Source organism: Thiothrix unzii (assembly GCF_017901175.1).
GTDB classification, from domain to species: Bacteria; Pseudomonadota; Gammaproteobacteria; order Thiotrichales; family Thiotrichaceae; genus Thiothrix; species Thiothrix unzii.
Genome location: NZ_CP072793.1, coordinates 2,632,302 through 2,657,223 on the forward strand (window position 1 = coordinate 2,632,302; position 24,922 = coordinate 2,657,223).

Consider the following 24,922-nt stretch of genomic DNA (forward strand, 5'->3'; position numbering starts at 1 on the left):
GAAAGAAAATAAAAACGCGGCAAGCTTTACCCTGCCAACGCATTATCCCCGATGGTAGCAGATTTACAAGGCAACCAATCCCTTTGCACAACGGATGTTGTATAGTTCCACCTGATCAAAACAATAACCGGAGAACAACCGATGGATGGCAGTATTTTCTTCACATTGCTGGAATTTTTAGCCGCTCTGTTCATCTTTGCGGTCGGCGCATTGATCCTGTTCAGCGTTGGCGTGTACCTGCATGACATCAGACAAACCAAAAGTGCGATTTTGCGCAATTATCCGGTTATCGGGCATTTCCGCTACTGGCTGGAACATTTGGGCGAGTTTTTACGCCAATACTTTTTTGCGATGGATCGTGAGGAAATGCCGTTCAACCGGGCGCAACGTTCGTGGGTTTACCGGGCGGCAAAAAACATCGACAACACCGTGGCGTTTGGTTCGAGCATTAACTTGAACGCCCCTGGTACGACAATTTTCGTTAACTGCGCCTACCCGGTATTGGATACTGACATTGCCGAAACCCAACCGCGCCGCATCGGGCCTTATTGCCGCGAACCTTACGATGCACCGTCATTTTTTAATATTTCCGCCATGAGTTATGGGGCACTTTCCAACCCTGCAATCAGTGCATTATCACGCGGCGCGGCGCAAGCGGGCTGCTGGCTAAATACCGGCGAAGGGGGTTTAGCAGAAGCGCACTTAGTCGGCGGTTGCGATGTGGTGTTCCAAATCGGGACGGCGAAATACGGAGTACGCGATTTAGCAGGCAACCTTAGCGATGAAAAACTGCGCGAAGTAGCCGCAATTCCCCAAGTCAAAATGTTTGAGCTGAAACTCAGCCAAGGCGCGAAACCGGGCAAAGGCGGCATTTTACCGGCAGAAAAAGTCAGCGCGGAAATCGCCCAAATTCGTGGCATTCCGGTGCATCAAGCCTCCATCAGCCCCAACCGTCACCCGGAAATTAACGACGAGCAAGACTTGCTGGATATGCTCAAGCGCATCCGCGACGTGACTGGGAAACCCGTCGGCTTCAAGGCGGTTATCGGTGGTTATGGCTGGCTGGAAAAATTGTTTCACGAAATCAACCGGCGTGGGATTGAATCCGCCCCCGACTTCATCACCCTCGATAGTGCGGACGGCGGCACGGGTGCTGCACCGATGAGTTTAATGGATTACGTCGGGCTGCCGATTCAGGAATCGTTGCCAACCGTAGTGGATATGCTCTACAAATTTGGGTTACGCGAGCGGATTCGTATTATCGCGGCGGGGAAATTACTCAATCCGTCGCAAGTCGCATGGGCATTGTGCGCTGGTGCAGATTTCATCAATAACGGGCGCGGCTTTATGTTCGCGCTGGGCTGTATTCAGGCGATGCAGTGCAACAAAAACACCTGTCCGACCGGCATTACCACTCACGACCCCAAACTGCAAAAAGGCTTGGTAGTAGCCGACAAAGCCACGCGAGTAGCGCATTACCACCACAATTTAGTGCATGAAGTCAGCACTTTAGCGCATTCGTGTGGCGTACCTGAGCCGCGTGATTTACGCCGCCAACATTGCCGCATTGTGCAACCCGACGGGAAAATCGTGCCACTGGATCATCTGTTCCCCTACCCCAAACGCAGCGGCAAACCGGAAGATAATGCTTAAATCCCATCCCCACGGGTACGCAGCCAGCCTGTCAAACTGAAACGTTCACGACGGGCTGGCAATACTTCATGCCAAAATTTAGCACTACGAAACAACACCAACTGCCCCGCACGCGGGAAAATATCGACGTAATCGCCACCGTCGGTGGTATCGGTATAAAAACGTAACTGCCCACAATCCGCATCTTGCCAATCTTCATTAAGATACAAAATCGCGGTAATAATCCGTGCTGACGTACCACGAAAATTATCCAGATGTCGCCGGTAAAACGCCCCCGGCGGGTACACCGCAAAGTGCCCCTCAAACTCAAACAGCCCCAAATACAACATCCGGTTTAAGTTACCGCGCAAGCTTTCAATCTGTGCTTGGTAATCAGCTAACACCCCAGACTCAGCCTGTTCCAGCCATTGCACCTGATCGCTGCGCACCGCCTCATTCACATTGAGTTCCTGACCGCGCCCGATACCCGCCGCATGAAACTGCCCCGCTTCCCACTGCGCTTGAGCTTGCGCACGCAATTCACGCACCTGCGCCAGCGGCATAAAATCAGGCAAAATTACCCAGCCGACCTCAGCCAAGGTTTCCGCTATTGTTTCCATCAAACCCGTAATCCCAAACCTCGCGACAAACGTGCCTGCCGATAATTTAACCCCATGCTTTGGCGTGAAATCCACTGACGTAACGCCGGAATACGATCCACCGCCAGCAAACCACCCGCCCGCGCATGACCCAACAATCCCCAATCGTTAGAAAACACCCGCACCAATGAATCGGTGTAACGTAACACCTTGGCATAATCCGGTTTGCGCCGTTGCTCGTAATCTGCCAACAACGTCGCCGCACCCGCATCTGTGCCTTCGCGTGCCGCCGTTGCCAGTAAATCCGCCAAGGTAGCGACATCACGCAAGCCCAGATTCAAACCCTGCCCCGCCACCGGATGCAAGGCATGTGAGGAATTACCAATCACTACTGCACGCCCCTCCACTTCCTGCACCGATTTTTGCAACACTAACGGGTAAGTCGCACGCTGCCCCACTTTGGTAAACACGCCTTGCCGATAACCAAATTCCGCCTGCAATTTACTCAAAAACGCCGCATCGTCAAGCTGCATCGTAGCTTCCACCGCTTCATCGCGATGCGTCCACACCAAAGAATAACGCCCCTGCGTCAACGGCAATAACGCCAACGGGCCATTCGCAGTAAAGCGTTCATAAGCTGTATTGCGGTGCGGTTCAGCCGTCGTCACGTTCGCAATCAACGCGGTCTGGTGGTATTCGCTGCGCGTTACCCCAATCCCCAGCATATCGCGCACACTGGAATTCGTGCCATCGGACACCACCAGCAAGCGGGTTTGCAACGTATCCGCAATGCCATTGCGCTCAATATTGACATGCACGCAATCCGCCGACTGTTCCAATCCAAACACTTTCGCAGGCACAAATTGCTCAATATCGCTGCTGTTCAACTCGTCGTACAACAACTTACCCAGTACCCGACTTTCCACCACATAACCTAACGCTGGCACATTTTCCTGCGTAGCCTCCAAACGTGTCGCGCCGAAATGCCCACGATCAGAAACATGGATATGCTGAATATTTTCCACCCCTGCTTGCAAGGTGTTCCAAATGCCCATGCCCTGATAAATGCGGCTCGAACCGTAAGATAGCGCGATGGAACGGTCGTCGTAACTCGGCTGTTCCGCCACGCCGAAGTCATAGGCTTCGATCAGCCCCACTTTCAGATTCAACGGTTTCAGCGCGACCGCAAGGCTTGCGCCCACCATACCACCACCGACGATTAGGACATCAAACATGGGAACTCCCGTCTTGTGTTTGCTATTTCGCTAAAAATACCTAATATTAGGAAGTATACTTCTGAATATCAGGCTTCTTTCCATGACTACAGAAACCATCAAGGCCATTCTCACCGAACAAAACCCGCATTGGCAGGGGGAACACTATACGGCTGTACCGCGTGAACGGCTGTCAACCTTGATAGATTACCTGCCCTTGCGCCAAATTATCACCATCAGTGGCATCCGTCGCTGCGGAAAAAGTGTACTCGCCAAGCAAGGCATCCAACATTTGCTGGAGCAAGGCATACATCCCACCAACATTCTGTTCCTCAATCTGGAACAACCGTGGTTTATCGAGTATCGCCACAATGCAGCCTACCTAAACACACTGTACGACACCTATTTACAACTCGCCAACCCACAGGGCAAGGTTTATGTGTTTTTGGATGAAGTACAGTTTTTCCAGAACTGGCAAGTCTTTGTCAAAAGCAAATACGAAACGGGAAATATCAAATTTATCCTGACTGGCTCAAACTCATCACTGCTGTCGAACGACCTCAATACCTTGTTGAGTGGACGCAGCTTAAACATTCATCTGGATACATTTTCTTTCAGCGAATATTTACGCTATCTGGAAATACCCCACCAAGACGAACTTAGCCGCACCCAACAGCGCATCGCCATCCTGCAAGCCTTCGACAACTACCTGCAATGGGGCGGATTCTTTGAAGTTTTTACCGCACCTACGCCCGCTATCCGTCAAGCGATTTTACTCAGTTACGCGCAAAACATCCTGTACCAAGATATTGTGCCACGCCACCAGATACGCAATGCCGCCACGCTGGAACGCCTGTTTTTTTACCTAATGACGAATGCTACTCGCGAAATCAATTACACCACCTTGAGCCAAACGTTCGGCATTAGCGACAAAACTTTGCGCGACTATTTGGATTATTTCGAGGAAACTTTCTTGGTCAAACGCCTTGAACGTTTCCATCACAAACCCAAAGAACGTATCAAATCGCAAAAAAAGCTTTACGCGCTCGACAACGGTTTTCTGCAAACCGCCACCAAACCCACCCGCAACCTGGGGCAGGCATTAGAAAATATGGTGTTTATCGAACTCAACCGCCGCGCTCTCAACCTGAGTTATGTGCGTGATACTTACGAAGTGGACTTTTTCGACGGGCAAACCCTATATCAGGTGAGCTACTCGCTGGAAGACGCGAAAACCCGCCAGCGTGAAATTCATGCACTCGAACACTTCGGGGCACAACTGCATAAACCGGGGTTGATCCTCGTTGCCGACCCACTCAGTCACACCGATGAGTTACCAGTGAATACAGTAGCAACTTGGCTATTGCGCCAAGATAGTCCACTTTAATACAAAATTTGCATCAAAATAGTCCATCTTAATGCAAATTGCGTAATTATTAAGCCATTAACGCCTCAATAGCATCAATCTCTTTCACCACATCACGGGTCAGCACCTCGTTGCCATCAACCGTAATCAGCACATCATCTTCAATACGGATGCCGATATTCCACCATTTGGGGTCAACGTTATCTGCCGGGGAAATATACAGCCCCGGTTCCACCGTCAGCACCATTCCCGGTTCCAGCGTGCGCCACGCATCGCCGATTTTGTAATCGCCCACGTCATGCACATCCATCCCCAGCCAATGCCCGGTTTTGTGCATATAAAACTGGCGGTAAGGCTCTTCTTTTGCCGCTTCGCCGTCCACGACTTCGGGTTTTTGCAATGCCTCTTCCAACGTGCCGCTTAAAATGCCTAAATCCAGCAAGCCTTGTGCCAGCACTTTTACCGCCGCTTGGTGCGGATCATCCCATGTTTTACCGGGGCGGGCTTGATCTATAGCAGCCTTTTGCGCATCTAAAACCAATTGGTACAGAGCACGTTGTTCCGGGCTGAATTTGCCATTGACCGGGAAGGTGCGGGTAATGTCAGCGGCGTAGCATTCGTATTCCGCACCCGCATCAATCAGCAGCAGGTCGCCGTCACGCAGTTCGTCATTGTTCTCGATGTAATGCAGGATGCAGGCATTTTTACCACCTCCGATGATGGTGGTATAGGCAGGCTCCATCCGTTCACGGCGAAATTCATACAGAAATTCGGCTTCGATTTCGTACTCGTATTTACCCGGTTGGCAGACCTGCATGGCGCGGGTATGAGCACGGGCGGAAACCTGTGCGGCATGACGCATGACAGCAATTTCTGCGGCTGACTTGAACAAGCGCATCTCATGCAGAATACGATCCAGCATCACGATCACGTGCGGGGCACGGATACCGGCACGCGCTTTCGCCCGCAAGTGGTTGATCCAGCCCAACATACGCTGGTCGAAGTCGGCATTCGCACCAAGATCGTAATGCACCTGATCACGTCCGATAAGCAGTTGCGGCATCAGTTTGTCGAGGTCACAGATCGGGTGCGCATCATCCGCGCCGTGCAAATGCTTCACACCTTCCGTCCCGGCACGCAATCCTGACCAACGTTCCGCCACTTCATCTTTCTCGCGGCAAAACAGCACGTATTCACCCGCTTCCCGCCCCGGCACAAACACCGCCACCGCTTCCGGCTCATTGAAACCTGTCAAATAGTGAAAATCACTATCCTGGCGGAACGGGTATTCCGCATCCCGATTGCGCACCTTCAAACCACCGGACGGCACTACCGCAATCGCATCTTGCCCCAAACGCTCCAACAAACGGCGACGGCGAGCCGCAAATTCTTCCTTGGGGATAACAGGTTTATTATTCATACGACTTCCTCAATGTACCCGTGGAGCCGCTTTCAACGGCTGCATTTCTTCGGTCATCATCAGCACCCCGACACGTAAATACTCAATGATTTCCGCCAAAGCATCTTCTGATGCTTCCGCGTCATCCAGATCCAGCTCGCCCGCACTGCCGATACGCACCACGTCTTCCGCCCATTCACGCGAATCCGTCGGCAACACCTGCATATCCTTTATACCTGCCGCTGCCAAACCAAACCCAAAACCCTGACACCAATCCTGCATCGCCTCAACTTGCGCGGCGAGATCATCGTCTTCGGGTAAGAACAACGCAAATTCCATCTCCGGCGCGTTTAATTGCTGACGGGTTGCTGCCCACAATCGTTGCAACAACTTACGAGTTTCTTGCACCAGAAAATCCTGCGATGCGCCTTCCACCACTTGTGCTAACCACGCCTGCTGATCAATCGCTTGATTAACCGCTAACATCCCGCAACAGATGCCATGCACCTCCGCGCCGGAATAATCAACATCCACCCGCCCTAACGCGCGTTCCATTTCCACGTAATTGGGTAATTCATCATTCAAAACGGTATTCTCCCTATAAAACCTGCATCATATCATTGACCACCTTTGGCACTCTTTACTACCATTATTAGCATGAATGCACAAACCCCCGACATTAGCGTGAAAGAGCAACTGACCTCCATCGAAGGGCGCGTCCAGCGTCTGCTGGATTTGGTTGAAAAACTGTCTTCAGAAAACAGTGAATTAAAAAAACGCGAAAAAGTGCTCGTGCAAGAATGCAACGAATTGCAACAACGCAATGATAAAGCAGGCAGCCAACTGGAAGCCATGATTGACCGCCTCAAAAATCAAGCGCACGGGTAAACTTAAAGTCATGGAAAAATACATCAAACCAGTCACCGTGCGCATCCTTGACAAAGATTACGTGGTCGCCTGCCCCGAAGGCGAACAAGACGCACTGATTGCTTCATCGCGCCGTGTTGACCGCGAAATGCGTAAGGTGCGCGACTCCGGTAAAGTACTCGGTACTGACCGGATTGCGGTTATGGTTGCACTCAATCTTGCCCACGAACTCATGCATTGCAATCGCCAAGGCTCCGCCACCACGCAAGCCAACGATGCTGACACCCTCGAAAAGCTGCAACAGCTTCAGCAGCGCATCGACAGCCTGTTGGAAAAGCATAAGCTTTAAGCATTTATCACGCTTCCCACGCCTCCCAAAATGTAATAGTATGAATCCAAGGACACCTCTGGGGAAATCGTGAGGAGACGGGTATTATCCTTGAGCCTAATTTCTTACCCCGGGAGTAGCTGTAATTGGCTGGTGTGCATGACCGCTAGACGGTAAGCCTGAAGACCATTCGCTGCACCCACTTGAACCACTGGTTCAAGGTCGAAGTCTTCCACGACTTTTTGGAGTGTGTCCCACTTTCTTGTTTTTCCTGCCTATTTAAAACTATTTTGCTTTTTCTCAAACGCCCACCCCCTCCTCCTTGCTATAGTCTGAACGTCTAGGAGGAAACTAAACGATGAAATTAAGAAACTTTTTGTCTGCCAATATTTTGGCAGTGTCGGTTATGTGCGTCTGCTTACCGCTGGCTTACGCAGAAACCCCAGCACCAGCAGCGGATAGTGCGAAACCAGCCGCAACGGAAGAGCAAGCACACCGGCTTGTGATTCAAGTCAACCAACGGGAAGAGGACATCCAAGACCACATTCTTTCCAATATCGTCAACCTGCAAAAATATTACGGGATGGACAATATTGAAATGGAAGTAGTCGCCTACGGCCCCGGTATTTGGCTAGTAACAGAGAAGAGTGCTTTTATCAAACGTGTGGAAAGCCTAATGATGCAAAACGTCACTTTCACCGCCTGCGGTAATACGCTGGATACCATTGAAGCTAGGGATGGCAAACGCCCCGCCTTGCTAGATGGGGTCGAAGAAACTGCGGCAGGTATTGCGCGGATTATTGACCGCCAAGAACAAGGCTGGAGTTATCTCAGCCCGTAATACACGCCGGATAAGTACAGTGGTCGCCAGTGCAAGCACACGCACTGGCGGCTGACTGGGCAATCAATTGCGGCATTAATTGCGAAACCCCTAAATACGGAGCCATACGAATCTGAATGTGCGGGTGTTCTTGCTGCTTTTCACGCACCAACGCCGGTACATCCGTCACCACATGCCGTCCCGCTGATAGGAAAAACGGCATCACCGTCACCGTTTGCGCCCCCTGATCAATGCATTGCTGAATCCCATCGGGAATCGACGGCTCGGCCAATTCCAAAAACGCACTGCCCACGATGCTATAGGTTTGCGCTGATTGTTGTGCCACTTGTACCGCTAACGCACGAATTTCCTCATTCGACTCGACCCGGCGACTCCCGTGCGCCACGATTAACAATGCCTGCATTACAACTTCCTTATGGGGATAAATTTTTCAGGTAACGGACTCGGCAACAAACGCGGAGCCCAAGCGTGACCATACACCACCTCGTAAGTCGCAGGGTATAAACCATTCTCCCAACGAAAGCATTCGTAAGCCTGCAAAAAAGCCTGTAAACGCGCCTTCCCCGTCAACCCCTGATTGCGCCCCTGGGTGGCATTATTCGCACCGATGCCTTTCAAATCCCGCAATAAACCACGCACTTCAGAATAAGTTAGGGTAATCGTTTCTTGATCCATCACCGGATCACGAAACCCCGCCTGTAACAGCGCGTCGCCAACATCGTGCATATCCGCAAAACGGCTGGCGTGGGTAAAGCCATCCACCTTGCTCCAACTCGCCCGCAACTCCTTCAAAGTATCCGGGCCAAAAGTAGCAAACAACAACACCCCGTCAGGCTTCAGCACGTTCACCAATTCCCCGAATACAGCGGGCAAATCATTACACCATTGCAGCATTAAATTGGACACGACCATATCCACGGATTGCGCCCGCAACGGTAATCGCGCCACATCGGCACAAATACCATGCGGTTTGCGAAACCAGCCGCCGCGTTCACGGGTTTTACGCACCATGTTTAACGCCAGATCCAACCCGATAACCCGCGCTTTTTTGTAACGCTTGAGCAAATGTTCGCTGATTGCACCCGTGCCGCACCCCAAATCCAGCACCGTTTCAGGCTGCATTTTCAGCAAATCCAAACGTTCAGTGAGGCGATGACCGATTTCGCGTTGCAATACCGCATTGGCATCGTAAGTGTGCGCGGCGCGTTCAAACCCAAGGCGGGTTTTATGCCGATCCAATAAATAAGGGGATGCGGTAGCTTTAGTATGCATCCAGAAATGCCCCGATCTGTTCCATGAAAAGCTCCGTGTGGGTCACAAAAGGTACGTGCGCTGCCTGCGGCAATAACGCCACATGCTTATACCCCAATGCAGGCAGGGTGTCAGCCAAACTCGCGGGAATCAACTTATCCAGCCGCCCCAATACCCATTGCGTCGGCTGGGTTACTGGCTGCTGCGAAAAATCCAAGGTGCGTAATAACTCCAACCCTGCTGCTAACGCCTGCATCGTCGCGGGGTGTTCCATAATGCTATCGCGCAACGCATTCACACTGCGGGTATCGGTTCTAATGCCCAGAAATTGCAGCGCGAAAAAACGCTTTACCGTTGCTTGATAGTCCGTTTGTAACTGTTGGGCAAAGGCTGCTAATACCTCCACTGCTAGAGCGGGTTGCCAGGTTTCATCCGCCACAAATTTCGGGGTAGTTGCCACCAAAATCAAACCGGCGACACGCTCCGACAACGCATGAGCCAAAGCCTGCGCCAGCAAACCGCCCAATGACCAGCCCATGATAATGGCATTCTCAGGGATGTACGGAGTCAGTTGCGCCAGCGTTTGCTGCAACGATTCCATTGGCACATCACGGCTAAGCCCATGCCCCGGTAAATCGACCGCAATCACCTGCGCTCGTTGCACCAGCGCGGGTATCACGGGTTGCCAGACGCGGCTATTCATTCCCCAACCGTGGAGGAGAACGAGGGGTCTGCCTTGACCTTGAATGTTGGTATACAATGCCTTCACACTATAAAACTCACCTAACTTAAGGACGCACCATGCCTTACTTGCTGATTCTTTTCGCTTACCTACTTGGCTCGATTGCCACCGCCATTGTCACCTGTAAGCTCATGGGTTTACCCGATCCGCGCACCCAAGGCTCGAATAACCCTGGTGCTACCAATGTGCTGCGGTTCGGCGGTAAAAAAGCCGCAGCGATTACCCTGCTCGGTGATGGCTTAAAAGGTGTCATTCCGGTAGTGCTGGCGCGTTTCGTATTCGGGATTGAGGATTATACATGGCTGATCCTGATTGGTATTGCTGCATTTTTAGGGCATTTATACCCGGTGTTTTACGGCTTTAAAGGCGGCAAAGGTGTTGCTACCGCAATCGGGGTATTCTTGGGCGTGAATCTGTGGGGCGGTTTAGCGTTTGTCGCCACTTGGTTAGTCATGGCGAAGGGCTTTAAAATTTCCTCACTGGCGGCATTAATCGCCACTGCGCTGTCACCGCTGTATTTTTGGATGATTACCGGTCACGCTCAACTTACCCTCGGTGTCGGGGTGATTGCCGTGCTGATTTTCTGGCGGCATCGCTCGAATATCCAAAAACTGCTGGATGGTTCGGAAGATAAAATTAAGGGGGATTAAGGATTCTCGCAGTGCTAAAATCCCCCCTTGATTTAATGACGGAGTTTGTGATGTTAAAGGTAGGTTTTGTCGGTTGGCGCGGTATGGTCGGTTCGGTACTGATGGAACGGATGCGTGCGGAAAACGATTTTCAGGGCTTTGAGCCAGTATTTTTCACCACTTCACAGTCCGGCAAACCCGGCCCTGACGTAGGCATGGGCGCGAAATCGCTGGAAGATGCAATGAATATCGACAAGCTGGCGGAAATGGATATTATCCTCTCCTGCCAAGGCGGCGATTACACCAATGCGGTTTACGCCCCACTTCGCGCCCGCTGGAATGGCTACTGGATTGACGCGGCCTCCACCCTGCGCATGGCTGATGACGCAATCATCGTACTCGACCCGGTAAACCGCAACGTCATCGACGCGGGCTTGCAAAGCGGTATCAAGAATTACATCGGCGGCAACTGCACCGTTTCCCTGATGCTGATGGCCTTGGGCGGCTTGTTTGAAAAAGGTTTAGTCGAATGGATCACCTCCATGACTTACCAAGCCGCTTCTGGTGCGGGCGCGAAAAACATGCGCGAATTGCTCACCCAAATGGGCGAACTCAACGGCGAAGTCAGTGATTTGCTGGCAGACCCTGCTTCTGCGATTCTCGACATCGACACCAAAGTCACCGCGAAATTGAATGACGGCACACTTTCCACCGCCAATTTCGGTGCACCCTTGGCAGGCAGTTTGATCCCGTGGATCGACAAGCTGTGGGAAAACGGTCAAACCAAGGAAGAGTGGAAAGGCATTGCCGAAACCAACAAAATCCTCGGCAAAACGGCGGCGAACCTCATCCCCGTCGACGGGCAGTGCGTGCGCATTGGCGCAATGCGTTGCCATTCGCAAGGTTTCACCATCAAGCTCAAGCAAGATTTGCCACTGGCTGAAATCGAAAGCATTATCGCCAGCCACAATGAGTGGGTAAAAGTCATCCCGAATGATAAGGAATCGACATTACACGGTCTGACGCCAGTACAAGCTTCTGGCACGCTGACTGTTCCGGTTGGGCGTATCCGCAAAATGAACCTAGGGCCGGAATACATCACCGCGTTCACCGTCGGCGACCAATTGCTGTGGGGTGCGGCTGAACCCGTGCGCCGCATGTTAAAGATTACCTTGGCACATTTAGGCTAAACAGGAAAACAGCGAATGAAACCACGTCAACCCAAAATCGGCGGCTGCCGCGTTGGAACAGTCCCCCCTGATGCCAAACACCGCCGTATTGGGCGATCTGGTGAAAAACCGCTACCGCCCAAAGTCGACTTGCGCCCTCACCTCACCGATGTTGAGGAGCAAGTCGGCTTTAGCTGCGTCGCCAATGCCTGCGCCGGAGCTTATGAATACCTCGCCAAACGCCACTTGGGAGAAGCCGGTGATGTCAGTCGCTTGTTCATTTACTTCAACGCCCGCCGGGAATGCGGCGATGAAGACCAAGACGACGGCACTACCATGCAAGCGGCGATTGACGGTCTGAAAAAATACGGTGCGTGCCACGAAAACTTGTGGCCTAACGACGAAACTTACATCACCGAAGAACCCGCCAGCGAAGCCTACGAACACGCCGCCAACTTCAAAATTGCCGAGGCGGAATACGTGGAAACCGATCTGGATTTGTATCGCCACACCCTCGCGGAAGGCTACCCGATTGCCTTTTGCCTGAACACCTTTTCCTCTTTCGACGATGCCACTGATAATCGCGGGCGCGTCCCCGTTCCGAAAAAAACCGAACAAGTGCGTGAAGAACACGGCTGGCACGCCATGTTATGCGTCGGTTATTTAGACAAAGACAAAATGTTTATTGTGCGTAACTCGTGGGGGCAAGAATGGGGTGATAACGGCTATTGCTACATCCCCTACAACTACGTGATCCACGACGCATTAAACGGGCACGACACTTGGGTGGTCAAAGCCATTGAGGATTTGGATTTCAGCGCGGAAATCGAATCCGAAGATGACAGCTCGTATTTTGCCTCCGAAGGCTCGATCCAACTGTTTGATTTCTATGTCGCTACCGAATCCGTCGAAGAATTCGCAACTGCCTTAGAAGCATTGTGCGAACAACACGAAAACGAAGACTCCTTCTACTTTGACTACGAAGAAAGCGAAGAAGACGGCATCACTTACGCGATTATTACCAACTTTGACCTCTCGCTTGACGACCCTGACACCTTCCTCGAAGAACTCGACGCACTCTGCAATGAATGGGCAGATGACGAAAACTACGACTTCAGCGTTGAAGGCTACGACGATTCCGAAGAAGAAACGGAAGAAACAGACGAAGCAGCCAGCGATGAGGAGGAAGAGGATGATTCCGAAGAAGAAACTGCGGCCTTAACCTTAACCGGTTTCTATATTTACACCGATGATTCCGAAAAAGTCGTCGAGAAAATCGACAAGTTATGTTCCAAACATACGACTGACGACGATTACAACTACGAATGGGAAGAAAGCGAAGATGAAAACGGCACGTATGTCGACTTTTCCAGCTTTGAAATCACCCCCGATGACGAAGAAGCGTTCCTAGAAGCACTGGAAGCACTGTGCGAAAAAATCTCCAACGACAACGGCTACAGTTGGGATTAAACGGCGGTAGTCACCAGCACTAACAAGGTGACTACACCCACAAACGCTGGCCTTGCGCCATTTTCGCCGCGACTTCCTGTTGAAACGCTGGCGGGCCGTAAGCAATCGCTTGCTGCTCGCGGCGTAATTTCCCGTCGCCATCCTGCTCCAAATACACCAGCGGACGACCTTGCTGCTCCGCAAATTGCTTCAACCAATTCAATGCACGCGGCGGAATGCGCTTACCCACGGGTGTGGCTAAATCCACTGGCAGCCCCTGCCACTGAAACTTATTAAACAACACCACCACTTTCGCATCGCGCGGCTTCATCCACTCCGGCAGCGGGCTACTCGGAATAACCCAACCACAATTGAAGTTATCGCACGGATCAATGGGGCGATTCGCGTAATCATTACAACCTTTCCCAGTACTGTGCGGGCAAGCGCAACCGGGGTAAACATCCGCACCACGGATATTCATTTGCACCCAACCATCGCAACAAGCGGTGCAGGGTTGGCATTGGCGGGCATTGGGTTTATTCATATTGACCCTGCTTTACTCTCAAACGTATTCAGGATATCACGCTGATCAATCTCCTCATCGGGCATATTGACCAATATATTGCCATTCCTTATCTTCGATGGTTTTCATACAACCTCCGTTCGTATTTGGTAGCTTTTCGTGCCGATATGATACGAGAGAATAATCCCCAAACGCAAAAAAGCTCCCGAAGGAGCTTTTTCGCTTAACTGTAAACCAATCCGTCAGGATTAGAATTCAGTAACTAAACCAACAGCAGTTGCTTTTACGCGAGTTGCGTTAGCACTTGTTTCAGTTTTGTTAGTGTTTTTGTCATCGTTATGCAGCAGGTAAAGAGCAGTTTTTTTACCCAAGCTGTAATCTACGCCAACAGTAGTTTGCTTTTCTTTACCGTTAGAACCCAGAGCAGCACCACTACGTTTGCTCTCACCGTAACCAGCTTTCAGAGTAACGTTACCCATTTTGTAGCCACCAGCCAAGTAAACGTTTTTGTCTTTAGCACCACCACCTGGAATACCTACAGTCTCAGTACCAGCAGTAGAAGTAGTAGCACCTTTAGCTACTTCGTAAACCAAACCAACATTGTGACCTGCTTCAGCTTTCCAACCCAAACCCACGTTAGTAGTTTTACCTACGTTTTGGATAGAAGTGTTGCCTAAAGCAGCGTACCAAGGACCATTGCTGTAGTTAATCATTGCTGTATTGGCGTTAGAACCAGGTTCAGCACCTACAGGATTGGTAGAATGCGCAGCAGCAAAGCCGACAGGACCAAATTTGTTGATGTACGCAACAGCATTGTTAACGCGATGTCCATCAGTAGCGATAATATTTTCCATTGCTGCATAAGTGTCAGCAAAGTTATCTAAACCAGCGGTAGCTAACTTGGCTGGAGTATCATGCTTACCAACACGAACTTCACCGAAGTTACCTTTCAAGCCAACGAAGGTGTTGCGCGAAGATACACCTGTACCTGCTGAACCTTCACCGTCTAAGTCAATACCGTATTCTAAACCATAAGTAGCTTCCATACCGTTATCCAGCGCAGTTGCACCTTTGATACCGAAACGTGAAGAGTGGCTTTCAACAGCATTAACGGATGTATTTGCGTTTGCAACGCCACCAGCGTTAGTAGTTTTAACTGCGCCAACGGAAGCGTGCAGTTTGCCGTACAGTGTAGTATCGGCCATAGCAGCAGCAGGGGCTACGAGTGCAGCAGCAACTGCGATTGCGAGTAATTTTTTCATGAGTCGACTCCTATTAAGGTTTGTCCTGTTCATTAAGTTGTTTCAATCTGAGATTTTTGTTCAATCTGACGGGTGTATTTATACATCCCTTGTCAGCGTCTTGCAATAGCTTTTTTGCAAATACGCTACAAAGTTTAGTCTATATGTTGCAGAAATGCCACATGGGTTTATGGAAACTCTTACAGAACAAATCCATCCAACACCCGCCACTCCCCTTCCGCAAGCTGCGGATCAAGCTGTAACCCGCCGATGCTTTCGCGGTGCAACGCCACCACACGATTACCCACCGCTGCGAACATCCGTTTCACCTGATGGTATTTACCCTCGTGGATCGTAATCCGCACTTGTTGCTCAGGTAAAACCTCAACAGTAGCGGGCTGTGTCAGGTGTTTTTCGCCGTGCAGTTGCACCCCATCGCGTAATTGCTGGGCTGCGGATTGCGTCAGCGGCTCTGCCAAGCTTGCCAAATAAGTTTTGGGAATGTGGTGTTTGGGCGACATCAACCGATGTGACCACTCGCCGTCGTTGGTAATCAGCAACAAGCCCGTGGTGTCTTTGTCGAGCCGCCCCACCACGTGCAAAGTGTGGCGGTGCGGGTGGTCAATCAAATCCAGCACGGTGCGGTGTGACGGGTCTTCGGTGGCACTAATCACCCCAGCGGGCTTGTGCAACATCAGGTAAATCGAACCGGGTAAACTTAACGGCTCAGCGTCGAACAACACCTGCGCCGTCGGGTCGATGTGGGTGGAGGCTTTACGCAACGCCACACCATTAACACTTACGCGCCCCGCCCGAATCAGTTTAGGGGTTTCGGAACGGGGAATACCGCTGGCTTGACTGACAAATTGATCTAAACGCATGGGTTAACCTTGACTCAGACTGCTGCTTTCAAGCCACTTTTCAATGACTTTTTTGCCTTGATAACGGATTAAAAACCAGCCTTCACCAAAACCACCCTCTTTCGCCTTCCAATCTAACAAGGTCACTTTGTCGCCTTTGATCACGTACATTTTGGTTTTTGCCGCGCTATCGGGTTTGTCGTACAACGGTGCTTTATCCACTTGAATCGTGGCTGTGGCGGAAGCTGCTTTGGCGTAATCAACCGCTTGATCGTCGCTAGATTCACCGACAATTTTCGTGCCAGTGACCTTACCCGCTGCATTTTTAAAGACGACGTAATCCAATACCGCGTCACCGAAGGGAATCATTTCGGTATCCATCGCCGCGTATAATTTACCCTTTTCAGCGCGGAATTCGGTGCTGTACCACAACGGGCCGCTGCGCTGCGCGGAAACCAGCGTTTGTTTTTCGCCGTCCAACACCGGATTGCTGACAGGTGTTGCGAATTCTTTGAGCTTGTTGGCCTTGTCATCCCACAAGAATACGCGGTAAAACACATTAACTCCGCCGTAACCGATGCCGTCCTGGATTGCTATATCCTGCATTTCGTCGAAGTTAAAATCGCCGACTTGCGCGACAGGGTAACGCCCTGCCTCTTCGCCTTCCAACGGCTCAATGTCAAATAACACCTGCTCGTCCCAACCCGGCAAGGTGGCTTTCACGGTGTTTTTGTCCAGCTCAATCGTCACCTTGGTGGACGGTGCAACCACTGTTGTAAACGGAAACGTGGCTTGCTCCTGCAATTCGCCTTCCGCCAACGCTAAACCACTCGCCAAACACAAGCTGGCTGCTAACATTGTCTTTTTCATCTCGCTCACTCCATCGCATTACTAACCTGTCTAGCATAGCATCCCCTTACGCGGATTTTATTGCTACAATGCATTCAGACAATCAATAACAATAAAGGATACCTCTTATGGTACTGAAAGATTACCTGCGCATCCTCGCTGCACGCGATGGTTCTGACCTGTATTTGACCGTGGACGCGCCGCCTGCCGGAAAGTTTCAGGGCAGTTTGAAAGCTCTCGACAAAATCAAAATGACTCCCGAATTGCTGCATGACATGGCTTACGCGCTCATGGATAAAGAGCAACAGCAACAGTTTGCGCACAAACCCGAAATGAATCTGGCGATCAGCGAAGAAGGCATTGGGCGGTTTCGCGTCAATATTTTCAAGCAACGCCACCACATTGCAATGGTGATCCGTAATATCAAAACCGAAATTCCGAATGCCGATCAACTGGGTTTACCCGACATTCTGAAAAACGTCATTATGGAAAAGCGTGGGCTGATTTTGTTCGTGGGCGGCACGGGTTCGGGCAAATCCACCTCACTCGCTGCATTAATTGACCACCGCAATCGCAATGCCGATGGGCATATCATCACCATCGAAGACCCGATTGAATACATTCACCCGCATAAACGCTCCATTGTTAATCAGCGCGAAGTTGGCGTAGATACCGACAGCTACGAAGACGCGCTCAAAAACACCCTACGCCAAGCTCCCGATGTGATCCTGATTGGCGAAATCCGCAGCCGCGAGACGATGGAACACGCCCTCGCCTTCGCCGAAACTGGGCATTTGTGCCTTTCCACCCTGCACGCCAACAGCGCGAATCAGGCACTTGACCGCATTATCAACTTCTTCCCGGAAGAGCGGCGCCACCAACTGCTGATGGATTTATCCCTTAACCTTAAAGCCTTTGTGTCGCAACGCCTGATTCCAACCATCGACGGTAAGCGCGTAGCAGCCATTGAAATTCTGCTCGGTACACCAATGATCCGCGACTTGATTATGAAAGGCGACATTCACGCCATTAAAGAAATCATGGAAAAGTCCGCCGAACAGGGGATGCAAACCTTTGATAGCCACCTTTACAAACTCTACAGCGGTGGGCGCATCAGCCTCGAAGAAGCCTTACGCAATGCCGATTCCGCCAGCAACCTCAAACTCAAGATCAATCTTGCAGCGGGGTTACAACCCAAACGCACCGACACCAATAATGACACACACCCGCACGATTTCATGGCAAGCCTGAGCTTGGAGCCAAAAAAACTGGAAGAGGAAGATGCACCGCTCGTCTAAATAATTGCCCGTTTTACCCCTCGCTTGGGCAACTCACCTATACTTAATGGTGAGAATTGCTCAAGCGAGGAAACCACAATGCGCCCCCAAAAAGACATTAACGAATTGTTTAAGCTCGTCATTCAAGATGAAAAGCTTAACATCCTGCAAAAAAAGATCCTGCTCAACGAAGTGCGCAAACTGCGCCCGCCCGAAGAAGACCGCTGGGTGTACCGCACGATTGTCTGGGTGTTAGGTGCGGTGGCACTCGGCACTGTCATTTATCCTTTTGTTAACTCCACCGCAACGGAAATTCCAGCGGGTTTACTGTCCATCGGCTCTGCGGCAATGGGTGCATTAGCTGGGTATTTAACCCCCAATCTCAAACCCAAAGACGAACCCCGCCAAGCACCGGATCACGCTGAACCACCACCGTTTAATCCCCCGGCGGCTGAAACGCAACAAGAACCTTCACCAGCAGTTAACCCTTAAGCCAGGGGTGCTTTCGCACGTACCGTCCTTTAAACTAGCCGCATGATTAAGCCAATTCTTGCAATTGCTTTCGGTGCGGGCTGCGGGGCGGTACTGCGCTGGGGTTTAGGACTCAAATTAAATGCACTATTCCCTGCCATACCCGTGGGTACATTGGCGGCGAATTTGCTTGGCGGTTATATCGTGGGGCTGGCAGTAGCGTATTTTGCGCAAATGCCGGGGTTATCACCCGAATGGCGGCTGCTGATCATCACGGGGTTTTGCGGCGGATTAACCACCTTTTCGACGTTTTCGGTAGAAATTGTCACATTGCTGCAACAAGGACGGATGCTAGTCGCCATGAGTGCTATCGGTATTCACGTCATGGGTTCATTATTAATGACGCTCGCGGGAATAGCGACTTGGCAATGGTTAAAAGGCGCGTAACCCTATGATCACGCGCCTTTTAATACGTTCTTTGTTAACGCTTGGCTTCGCGATCTAACTCACCGCTTTTCAATTTTGCCGTGTAATCATCCAGCGCACCACGCACTTTACCACTGAGCAAGTACAAACCAATCAAGTTCGGGAATGCCATTGCTAACACCAGCAAATCGGTGAAATCCAACATATTCGCCGCACTTGCCACCGATGCCAATACAATGAACAGCAAGAACATGGACTTGTAAACGATGGAAAGCTTTTCACCGAACAAGTACACCCAGCAACGCTCCCCGTAGTACGACCAAGAAATCATGGTACTGTAAGCAAACAGGAACACCGACAAGGTAAGAATCATCGGGAACCAATCCGCCACGGTTCTGAACGCCACCGCAGTCAACGCCGCGCCTTCTTTCGCTGCACGAATGCTTTCAGTGTCCGGCGAGTTATAAACGCCGGTCAAAATAATCACCAATGCCGTTGTCGTACAAATCACCACGGTATCAATAAATGGCTCATACAACGCCACCATGCCCTGACGCACGGGGTATTTCACCGATGCAGTGGAATGCACAATCGCCGCTGAACCCAAACCAGCCTCACTGGAAAACGCCGCGCGTTTGAAACCTTGCACGATTGCCCCGACGATCCCGCCAACCACGGCAATCGGTGAAAATGCTTCAACCACGATCTTACTCAAGGCATCCGGCACGCCACCGATATTACTCAGGATAATCCAGAAACACGCACCCAAGTAAATAATGACCATCGTTGGCACAATCGCCTCTGCTGCCATCGCAATGCGACGCAAGCCACCGATAATGACCAAACCGGTCAACACTGCCATCAAAATCCCGTAAGCAATCGGCATTTCCGCAAAAAATGGAATCTGATCTTTAACCGCACCCAATGACTGACTAACTTGGAAGGCACTGCCCGCGCCAAATGAGCCAAAAATGGTGAATACCGCAAACATTACTGCCAAGAATTTACCCATACCAGCCATGCCTTTTTCAGCAAAACCTTTCGACAGGTATTCCATCGCACCACCCATTAAACGCCCGTCAGGACGCACTTCGCGGTACATTTGCGCTAAAGTTGCCTCGGTAAACTTGGTAGTCATCCCCAAGAAACCGGCAAGAATCATCCAAAACGTTGCACCGGGGCCACCAATGGAAATCGCAATCGCAACCCCCGCAATATTCCCCAGCCCCACGGTAGCAGATAAAGCCGTCGTCAACGCCTGAAACGAAGTTACTTCGCCTTTATCATCCGCCGTTTTGTATTTGCCACGTAACACCGCCAGCGCGTGTCCCATCATCCGCAAATTCACAAAACTAAAGCGCACCGTCAAAAATACCGCACCTACAATCAACCAGGCCACGATAAACGGCATGGATGCTTCACCGGGAAACACATCGAAAAAGATAACGGTCGATAACCAACCATTCAGTGTACCGAACATAGCATCAAGACCGCTTTCTTCCGCTCGTGCCAAACCCGGTATTAAGGTCAAAAGCATTGCCAACATCGTGGGCTGTAAACATATTTTTCGCATTCGTAAACTCCTCTCCAACCGATTCATTTATTAGTCATATTGACTCAAAGACTATAGCATAATGCTTACCTTACGAAACCTTGAATGGATGAACCACCCGTGCCCTACACTGCTTTACAAAATCTGCGCATTGTCATGGTCGAAACCTCACACCCCGGCAATATCGGCTCAGCGGCACGCGCCATGAAAACGATGGGTATTAAAGATTTACGCCTAGTGACACCACGCAAACCCTATTCACAAGAAACATGGGCATTGGCTTCAGGTGCAAATGACATTGTGGAACAAGCAAAAATCGTACCGACATTGCCGGATGCGTTAACCGACTGTCAGATTGTTATCGGCGCGAGTGCGCGTTCCGAACGTACTCTGCAATGGCCGCAGATGGATGCCCGTGAATGTGGTGAATTTATTGCCGAACGCTTAGTCACACAGCCCATCGCACTGGTGTTTGGACGCGAACGCACCGGCTTAACTAACGAAGAACTTGATCACTGCAACACCTTGGTGCATATCCCGATGGCGTTTGATTTTCTGTCGTTAAATATTGCGATGGCGATCCAAGTATTAGCCTACGAATGCGCTACCGCCATGCGCCTCTCCTCGCCTACGCCCTCACTTGGCGTTATTGACGCAGATGAAGCACTCGCACCCTCACAAGCGATGGAAAGCTTTTACACGCATTTGGAACAGTCGATGATTGAAACCCGTTTCCTCGACCCTGAAAACCCGCGCTTGTTGATGCGGCGGATGCGACGACTGTTTGGAAGAGCTGAAGTAACGGTCAGTGAGCTGAATATTTTGCGGGGCATGTTGGCGGCGTTTGCGGGGCGCAAATTTCAAGCCCGCGATTAAGCCAGAGTGTGCCGAAAACCCTCTCACCCCACCCCCTCTCCCGTGAAGCGAGAGAGGGGCTAAGCAGTTATTTTTTCTTACTTCCTTTCGCTTTTTTAGGGAGAAGGGGCTGAGGCGTGATAGGTGACGACGAGGCCGAATCCGGCAGCACTGTCGGTTCAAGTACCGGTGTCGGTTCACCCAAACGGCATTTGACGTAAGTACCCGGCGCATTCTCAATCGCTGCGAGTTTGCCAGCCCCCGGTTGACGTGCATCAACCTGTTCATTGTTAGCCAGTGCACGTACCCAACCATCCCATTCCGGCCACCAAGAACCTGCATTCACTTGCGTGTTGGCTAACCATGTATCAGCACTTTCCGGCAGTTCGTTACTGACGCGGTAGTTGTACTTATTGGCAGCAGGTGGGTTCACGATACCGGCAATATGCCCGGAACCACCCAGAATAAAGCGCACATCGCCGCCAAACAACCGCGCACCGGAATAGGTAGATTTCCAAGGTGCAATGTGGTCTTCGATGGTGGAAATGAAGCACGCAGGTACGTCAATCGTGCCTAAATCCAATTCCACACCATCCACACTCAGGGCTTTGGGTTGGCACAGTTTGTTGTCTTTGTAGAGGTTACGCAGATACCAAGAGTGCATTTTCACCGGCATCCGGGTTGAATCCGAATTCCAGTACAGCAAGTCAAACGGACGCGGGTCATTACCCAACAAGTAGTTATTGACGTAGAACGACCAAATCAAATCATTCGCCCGCAACAGATTGAACGCGCCTGACATGGTGCTGCCATCCATGTAACCCTGTTCCTGCATTTGCGCTTCGAGAGTACTGATTTGGGCCTCGTCAATGAACACGCCTAATTCACCCGGTTCTGAGAAATCCAGCATGGTGGTGAAGAAAGTGGCACTCTTAACGCGAGTATCGCCTTGGTGTTTCAGGTAAGCCAAAGTGGACGATAGCAATGTGCCGCCGATGCAGTAGCCAATCATGTTGAGCTCAGATTCGCCGCTATCGTATTGCACTGCATCCATCGCGTTGACAACTGCGTGAATGTAGTCTTCAAAGCCAGTATCCACATAGGTCTCATCGGGGTTGACCCACGACATCACGTAGACAGTGTGCCCTTGATCCACCAGCCATTTGAGCATGGAGTTTTTCGGCTGCAAGTCCAGAATGTAAAACTTGTTAATCCAGGGTGGTACGATCAACAGCGGGCGTTTCAGGACTTTTTCAGTGCTGGGCGTGTACTGGATCAACTGGAACATCTTGTTCTGGAACACGACTTTACCGGGGGTAACGGCGACGTTTTCACCTAGCTTGAAGGCTTTGGTATCGGTCATGCGAATCCGCAATTGCCCGTTGCCTGCTTCCAAATCTTCCAGCATGTTTTTCAGACCGTGTACCAGATTCGCGCCCTTGGTATTGCGGATTTTTTCCAACACTGCCGGATTGGTCAGAGCGAAATTGGTCGGCGACATTGCATCGAGACTGCGTTCGGTAAAAAACTTGACGCGCTCGGCGGTGTGGTCATCCAAGCCTTCAGCGGAGGCAACGACTTTGCGTGTCCAGTCAGAAACCAGCAGGTACGTCTGTTTGATCACATCAAATGCAGGTTTATTTTCCCAGTCTTCATGGCTGAAACGGCGGTCAGATTTAGGGGTTTCAAATACCTTGGCAGCCGGTTGACCACTCATGAAGCTTTGCATGGCTTGCTGGGTCAGTTCCATCGACTTTTGCCAGAAAGCCATATTGGTTTCAATGAGCTTTTCGGGGTTTTGGGTAACGGCCTCCATCCAAGCACTGTAAGCCTGTTTCAGATTAAAGGGATCGAGCTGCATCCCTTCATGCGCTTTGCTGAAACCTGCCATGATTTCTTCAACTTGCTTGAAGTTTTCCTGCATTTCCTTGGCAACAGAGGCAAACCCTAAGGTATTGATTCCTGCTTGGGGATCATTCGCTTGTGCGTTATCCGGCATCATTATCTCCTTTGGTGGGAAGTAGTTTTGGTAATCACGTCTTTATGACACAAAGCAAGCGAGAACGGAAATCCTAAAGATAAAAAATTCCAACACCGTTCATCGACTGATTAACGGAAAATACTTGCCAAGAAAAAAACCTTTGTATAGAATTCGCCTCTCTTAGCCGGCATAGCTCAGTTGGTAGAGCAACTGACTTGTAATCAGTAGGTCATCAGTTCGAATCCGATTGCCGGCACCAATTCTTACTTTAGCAATAGCCTGAAGTAATAAAAAAGCTCAAGTTTAACCACTTGGGCTTTTTTTATGTCTAAAAAACATCAAGCTCTCAAAACGGACAGCAAAACACCCCAGAACGAAAAAAGCCGCACAAGTTGCCCTGTGCGGCTTTTTCGTATCGACAGATCGAAAACGTGATTAACGTTTAGAGAACTGCGTCGCGCGACGTGCTTTATGCAAGCCGACTTTCTTACGTTCAACTTCACGTGCATCGCGAGTGAGGAAGCCTTCAGCTTTCAAATTGCCACGCAGGGTTTCGTCGTACTTCAACAGTGCGCGAGCGATGCCCAAACGGATAGCACCCGCCTGACCTGTAATACCGCCGCCTTCAACCGTAATGTAAGCGTCAAACTTTTCAACCATATTCACGAGGTGTAACGGCTGACGCACGATCATGCTGCCAGTTTCACGCCCGAAAAATTGATTCAGTGGTTTGCCGTTAACGACAATGTTACCGCTACCGGCACGCAGGAAAACGCGAGCACTTGAGGATTTGCGGCGACCAGTACCATAGTATTGTGTTTCAGCCATTATCTTTCTACCCTTAGAATTCCAGCGCCTGTGGCTGCTGTGCTTGGTGGTTATGCTCAGTGCCAGCGTAAACTTTCAATTTACGATACATAGCGCGACCCAGTGGGTTCTTAGGCAACATGCCTTTGACCGCTAATTCAATAACACGACCCGGAGCACGTTGCTGCATTTTTTCAAATGTGAACGCCCGCATGTTACCGATATAACCGGTGTGATGGTAATAAACTTTATCTTTTGCTTTATTGCCAGTGACTGCAACCTTATCGGCATTGATAATTACGATGTAGTCACCGGTATCAACGTGAGGGGTGTACTCTGGCTTGTGCTTGCCACGCAAACGCCGGGCAACTTCGGTAGCCAGGCGGCCCAGCGGCTTGCCTTGGGCATCAACGACGTACCAGTCGCGTTTGACCTCGGCCGGCTTTGCACTGAATGTTTTCATCTTACTCTATCCACTTCAATTCTGTTTTGCCGATCCACCCCAACCAAAATAGTTGAGGGAACAAAGAAACGCGGCATTATAGGGTAAGCGATGCTGTTCCTCAAGTCTTTCCCCAAGGTCAAGACAAAAAA

27 protein-coding genes, 1 tRNA gene and 1 other RNA gene are annotated in these 24,922 nt (G+C 50.7%); 14 read left to right on the forward strand and 15 right to left on the reverse strand.

Translation table 11 applies throughout. The features are described from left to right. Positions 1 to 141: 141 nt before the first annotated feature. On the forward strand, positions 142 to 1,653 hold the full coding sequence (locus J9260_RS13050; protein ID WP_210218170.1) for an FMN-binding glutamate synthase family protein: 1,512 nt from the start codon (positions 142 to 144) through the stop codon (positions 1,651 to 1,653). Here J9260_RS13050 and J9260_RS13055 read toward each other — a convergent pair. Together J9260_RS13055 and ubiH are read right to left on the reverse strand one after the other, a co-directional pair. Further along, positions 1,650 to 2,252, reverse strand: a complete 603-nt coding sequence (locus J9260_RS13055; protein ID WP_246499444.1) for a 2OG-Fe(II) oxygenase — start codon at positions 2,250 to 2,252, stop codon at positions 1,650 to 1,652. The two genes, J9260_RS13050 and J9260_RS13055, sit on opposite strands and share 4 nt — an antisense overlap. After that, positions 2,252 to 3,466 (reverse strand): 2-octaprenyl-6-methoxyphenyl hydroxylase, encoded by a 1,215-nt coding sequence (ubiH, locus tag J9260_RS13060; RefSeq protein ID WP_210218171.1) that lies wholly within the window; start codon positions 3,464 to 3,466, stop codon positions 2,252 to 2,254. The genes J9260_RS13055 and ubiH overlap by 1 nt, the downstream gene beginning before the upstream one ends. A gap of 82 nt (positions 3,467 to 3,548) precedes the next feature. On the opposite strand from ubiH, the gene J9260_RS13065 reads away from it, so the two are divergent. Then, entirely contained in the window at positions 3,549 to 4,832 is a 1,284-nt protein-coding gene (locus J9260_RS13065) for an ATP-binding protein (protein ID WP_246499446.1), read from the forward strand. Positions 4,833 to 4,881: 49 nt separating this feature from the next. Here the strand turns inward: J9260_RS13065 and pepP are convergent, their stop codons facing one another. Further along, complete coding sequence (gene pepP, locus J9260_RS13070; RefSeq protein ID WP_210218172.1) at positions 4,882 to 6,231, reverse strand: Xaa-Pro aminopeptidase; 1,350 nt, start codon at positions 6,229 to 6,231, stop codon at positions 4,882 to 4,884. Positions 6,232 to 6,240: 9 nt separating this feature from the next. Then, positions 6,241 to 6,795 carry a UPF0149 family protein gene (locus J9260_RS13075; protein ID WP_210218173.1) on the reverse strand — a complete coding sequence of 185 codons (555 nt, stop codon included), beginning with the start codon at positions 6,793 to 6,795 and terminating at the stop codon, positions 6,241 to 6,243. A gap of 72 nt (positions 6,796 to 6,867) precedes the next feature. On the opposite strand from J9260_RS13075, the gene zapB reads away from it, so the two are divergent. The 4 genes from zapB to J9260_RS13095 all read left to right on the forward strand — a co-directional run bounded on the left by zapB (position 6,868) and on the right by J9260_RS13095 (position 8,246). Then, positions 6,868 to 7,098: a cell division protein ZapB gene (gene zapB, locus J9260_RS13080; protein ID WP_210218174.1), complete on the forward strand. Its 231-nt coding sequence runs from the start codon at positions 6,868 to 6,870 to the stop codon at positions 7,096 to 7,098. Continuing rightward, positions 7,067 to 7,426, forward strand: coding sequence for a cell division protein ZapA (locus J9260_RS13085; RefSeq protein ID WP_320373592.1), 360 nt, complete (start codon positions 7,067 to 7,069; stop codon positions 7,424 to 7,426). Before zapB ends, J9260_RS13085 begins: the two co-directional genes overlap by 32 nt. A gap of 52 nt (positions 7,427 to 7,478) precedes the next feature. After that, a non-coding RNA gene (gene ssrS, locus J9260_RS13090) (6S RNA) lies at positions 7,479 to 7,658 on the forward strand. Positions 7,659 to 7,763: 105 nt separating this feature from the next. Next, positions 7,764 to 8,246, forward strand: a complete 483-nt coding sequence (locus J9260_RS13095; protein ID WP_210218175.1) for a DsrE family protein — start codon at positions 7,764 to 7,766, stop codon at positions 8,244 to 8,246. Here the strand turns inward: J9260_RS13095 and J9260_RS13100 are convergent. From J9260_RS13100 to bioH, 3 genes are read right to left on the reverse strand one after another with little or no spacing between them, the layout of a single operon-like run. Then, positions 8,236 to 8,649 carry a sirohydrochlorin chelatase gene (locus J9260_RS13100; protein ID WP_210218176.1) on the reverse strand — a complete coding sequence of 138 codons (414 nt, stop codon included), beginning with the start codon at positions 8,647 to 8,649 and terminating at the stop codon, positions 8,236 to 8,238. The genes J9260_RS13095 and J9260_RS13100 overlap by 11 nt on opposite strands. Then, positions 8,649 to 9,518, reverse strand: coding sequence for a malonyl-ACP O-methyltransferase BioC (gene bioC / locus J9260_RS13105; protein ID WP_210218177.1), 870 nt, complete (start codon positions 9,516 to 9,518; stop codon positions 8,649 to 8,651). The genes J9260_RS13100 and bioC overlap by 1 nt, the downstream gene beginning before the upstream one ends. After that, positions 9,508 to 10,266: a pimeloyl-ACP methyl ester esterase BioH gene (gene bioH / locus J9260_RS13110; protein ID WP_210218178.1), complete on the reverse strand. Its 759-nt coding sequence runs from the start codon at positions 10,264 to 10,266 to the stop codon at positions 9,508 to 9,510. The genes bioC and bioH overlap by 11 nt, the downstream gene beginning before the upstream one ends. 32 nt (positions 10,267 to 10,298) lie before the next feature. On the opposite strand from bioH, the gene plsY reads away from it, so the two are divergent. The 3 genes from plsY to J9260_RS13125 are packed head-to-tail and all read left to right on the forward strand — an operon-like array spanning position 10,299 to position 13,507. After that, entirely contained in the window at positions 10,299 to 10,889 is a 591-nt protein-coding gene (gene plsY / locus J9260_RS13115) for a glycerol-3-phosphate 1-O-acyltransferase PlsY (RefSeq protein WP_210218179.1), read from the forward strand. A 50-nt stretch (positions 10,890 to 10,939) separates the two neighbouring features. Next, complete coding sequence (gene asd / locus J9260_RS13120; protein WP_210218180.1) at positions 10,940 to 12,058, forward strand: aspartate-semialdehyde dehydrogenase; 1,119 nt, start codon at positions 10,940 to 10,942, stop codon at positions 12,056 to 12,058. Positions 12,059 to 12,073: 15 nt separating this feature from the next. Next, entirely contained in the window at positions 12,074 to 13,507 is a 1,434-nt protein-coding gene (locus J9260_RS13125; protein WP_210218181.1) for a C1 family peptidase, read from the forward strand. Positions 13,508 to 13,538: 31 nt separating this feature from the next. Here the strand turns inward: J9260_RS13125 and J9260_RS13130 are convergent, their stop codons facing one another. The 4 genes from J9260_RS13130 to J9260_RS13145 all read right to left on the reverse strand — a co-directional run bounded on the left by J9260_RS13130 (position 13,539) and on the right by J9260_RS13145 (position 16,980). Continuing rightward, complete coding sequence (locus J9260_RS13130; protein WP_210218182.1) at positions 13,539 to 14,030, reverse strand: hypothetical protein; 492 nt, start codon at positions 14,028 to 14,030, stop codon at positions 13,539 to 13,541. A 227-nt stretch (positions 14,031 to 14,257) separates the two neighbouring features. Continuing rightward, positions 14,258 to 15,271 (reverse strand): porin, encoded by a 1,014-nt coding sequence (locus J9260_RS13135; protein ID WP_210218183.1) that lies wholly within the window; start codon positions 15,269 to 15,271, stop codon positions 14,258 to 14,260. Between the two features lie 179 nt (positions 15,272 to 15,450). Beyond that, positions 15,451 to 16,131: a 16S rRNA pseudouridine(516) synthase RsuA gene (gene rsuA / locus J9260_RS13140; RefSeq protein WP_210218184.1), complete on the reverse strand. Its 681-nt coding sequence runs from the start codon at positions 16,129 to 16,131 to the stop codon at positions 15,451 to 15,453. 3 nt (positions 16,132 to 16,134) lie between these two features. Next, entirely contained in the window at positions 16,135 to 16,980 is an 846-nt protein-coding gene (locus J9260_RS13145) for an XAC2610-related protein (RefSeq protein WP_210218185.1), read from the reverse strand. Positions 16,981 to 17,087: 107 nt separating this feature from the next. Between J9260_RS13145 and J9260_RS13150 the strand changes: the two genes are divergently transcribed. The 3 genes from J9260_RS13150 to crcB all read left to right on the forward strand — a co-directional run bounded on the left by J9260_RS13150 (position 17,088) and on the right by crcB (position 19,154). Beyond that, on the forward strand, positions 17,088 to 18,257 hold the full coding sequence (locus J9260_RS13150; protein ID WP_210218186.1) for a PilT/PilU family type 4a pilus ATPase: 1,170 nt from the start codon (positions 17,088 to 17,090) through the stop codon (positions 18,255 to 18,257). Positions 18,258 to 18,335: 78 nt separating this feature from the next. Then, a complete protein-coding gene (locus tag J9260_RS13155; RefSeq protein WP_210218187.1) occupies positions 18,336 to 18,728 on the forward strand; it encodes a hypothetical protein in 393 nt (130 codons plus the stop codon). 42 nt (positions 18,729 to 18,770) lie between these two features. After that, entirely contained in the window at positions 18,771 to 19,154 is a 384-nt protein-coding gene (crcB, locus tag J9260_RS13160; protein WP_210218188.1) for a fluoride efflux transporter CrcB, read from the forward strand. A 34-nt stretch (positions 19,155 to 19,188) separates the two neighbouring features. Here the strand turns inward: crcB and J9260_RS13165 are convergent, their stop codons facing one another. Next, positions 19,189 to 20,706 (reverse strand): alanine/glycine:cation symporter family protein, encoded by a 1,518-nt coding sequence (locus tag J9260_RS13165; protein ID WP_210218189.1) that lies wholly within the window; start codon positions 20,704 to 20,706, stop codon positions 19,189 to 19,191. 84 nt (positions 20,707 to 20,790) lie between these two features. On the opposite strand from J9260_RS13165, the gene J9260_RS13170 reads away from it, so the two are divergent. Continuing rightward, positions 20,791 to 21,561 (forward strand): RNA methyltransferase, encoded by a 771-nt coding sequence (locus tag J9260_RS13170; protein ID WP_246499451.1) that lies wholly within the window; start codon positions 20,791 to 20,793, stop codon positions 21,559 to 21,561. Between the two features lie 67 nt (positions 21,562 to 21,628). On the opposite strand, the gene J9260_RS13175 is transcribed toward J9260_RS13170, so the two are convergent. Continuing rightward, a complete protein-coding gene (locus tag J9260_RS13175) occupies positions 21,629 to 23,539 on the reverse strand; it encodes a PHA/PHB synthase family protein (protein ID WP_210218190.1) in 1,911 nt (636 codons plus the stop codon). A 165-nt stretch (positions 23,540 to 23,704) separates the two neighbouring features. Here J9260_RS13175 and J9260_RS13180 point away from each other — a divergent pair. After that, positions 23,705 to 23,780, forward strand: a tRNA-Thr gene (locus J9260_RS13180). Between the two features lie 176 nt (positions 23,781 to 23,956). On the opposite strand, the gene rpsI is transcribed toward J9260_RS13180, so the two are convergent. Further along, the gene (gene rpsI, locus J9260_RS13185) at positions 23,957 to 24,349 is read right to left on the reverse strand and encodes a 30S ribosomal protein S9 (RefSeq protein ID WP_210218191.1); all 393 of its coding nucleotides are present in this window, start codon (positions 24,347 to 24,349) and stop codon (positions 23,957 to 23,959) included. A gap of 13 nt (positions 24,350 to 24,362) precedes the next feature. Next, positions 24,363 to 24,791: a 50S ribosomal protein L13 gene (rplM, locus tag J9260_RS13190; RefSeq protein ID WP_210218192.1), complete on the reverse strand. Its 429-nt coding sequence runs from the start codon at positions 24,789 to 24,791 to the stop codon at positions 24,363 to 24,365. Positions 24,792 to 24,922 lie beyond the last annotated feature (131 nt).

Coding starts and splice junctions, on each gene's coding strand:
- plsY (WP_210218179.1), top strand. CDS start 10,299: ATGCCTTACTTGCTGATTCTTTTCGCTTACCTACTTGGCTCGATTGCC.
- J9260_RS13165 (WP_210218189.1), bottom strand. CDS start 20,706: ATGCGAAAAATATGTTTACAGCCCACGATGTTGGCAATGCTTTTGACC.
- J9260_RS13170 (WP_246499451.1), top strand. CDS start 20,791: ATGGATGAACCACCCGTGCCCTACACTGCTTTACAAAATCTGCGCATT.
- J9260_RS13095 (WP_210218175.1), top strand. CDS start 7,764: ATGAAATTAAGAAACTTTTTGTCTGCCAATATTTTGGCAGTGTCGGTT.
- J9260_RS13100 (WP_210218176.1), bottom strand. CDS start 8,649: ATGCAGGCATTGTTAATCGTGGCGCACGGGAGTCGCCGGGTCGAGTCG.
- J9260_RS13050 (WP_210218170.1), top strand. CDS start 142: ATGGATGGCAGTATTTTCTTCACATTGCTGGAATTTTTAGCCGCTCTG.
- ubiH (WP_210218171.1), bottom strand. CDS start 3,466: ATGTTTGATGTCCTAATCGTCGGTGGTGGTATGGTGGGCGCAAGCCTT.
- rplM (WP_210218192.1), bottom strand. CDS start 24,791: ATGAAAACATTCAGTGCAAAGCCGGCCGAGGTCAAACGCGACTGGTAC.
- J9260_RS13155 (WP_210218187.1), top strand. CDS start 18,336: ATGCGCCCCCAAAAAGACATTAACGAATTGTTTAAGCTCGTCATTCAA.
- J9260_RS13125 (WP_210218181.1), top strand. CDS start 12,074: ATGAAACCACGTCAACCCAAAATCGGCGGCTGCCGCGTTGGAACAGTC.
- zapB (WP_210218174.1), top strand. CDS start 6,868: ATGAATGCACAAACCCCCGACATTAGCGTGAAAGAGCAACTGACCTCC.
- asd (WP_210218180.1), top strand. CDS start 10,940: ATGTTAAAGGTAGGTTTTGTCGGTTGGCGCGGTATGGTCGGTTCGGTA.
- rpsI (WP_210218191.1), bottom strand. CDS start 24,349: ATGGCTGAAACACAATACTATGGTACTGGTCGCCGCAAATCCTCAAGT.
- J9260_RS13065 (WP_246499446.1), top strand. CDS start 3,549: ATGACTACAGAAACCATCAAGGCCATTCTCACCGAACAAAACCCGCAT.
- bioC (WP_210218177.1), bottom strand. CDS start 9,518: ATGCATACTAAAGCTACCGCATCCCCTTATTTATTGGATCGGCATAAA.
- J9260_RS13055 (WP_246499444.1), bottom strand. CDS start 2,252: ATGGAAACAATAGCGGAAACCTTGGCTGAGGTCGGCTGGGTAATTTTG.
- J9260_RS13150 (WP_210218186.1), top strand. CDS start 17,088: ATGGTACTGAAAGATTACCTGCGCATCCTCGCTGCACGCGATGGTTCT.
- J9260_RS13175 (WP_210218190.1), bottom strand. CDS start 23,539: ATGCCGGATAACGCACAAGCGAATGATCCCCAAGCAGGAATCAATACC.
- pepP (WP_210218172.1), bottom strand. CDS start 6,231: ATGAATAATAAACCTGTTATCCCCAAGGAAGAATTTGCGGCTCGCCGT.
- J9260_RS13130 (WP_210218182.1), bottom strand. CDS start 14,030: ATGAATAAACCCAATGCCCGCCAATGCCAACCCTGCACCGCTTGTTGC.
- J9260_RS13145 (WP_210218185.1), bottom strand. CDS start 16,980: ATGAAAAAGACAATGTTAGCAGCCAGCTTGTGTTTGGCGAGTGGTTTA.
- rsuA (WP_210218184.1), bottom strand. CDS start 16,131: ATGCGTTTAGATCAATTTGTCAGTCAAGCCAGCGGTATTCCCCGTTCC.
- crcB (WP_210218188.1), top strand. CDS start 18,771: ATGATTAAGCCAATTCTTGCAATTGCTTTCGGTGCGGGCTGCGGGGCG.
- J9260_RS13135 (WP_210218183.1), bottom strand. CDS start 15,271: ATGAAAAAATTACTCGCAATCGCAGTTGCTGCTGCACTCGTAGCCCCT.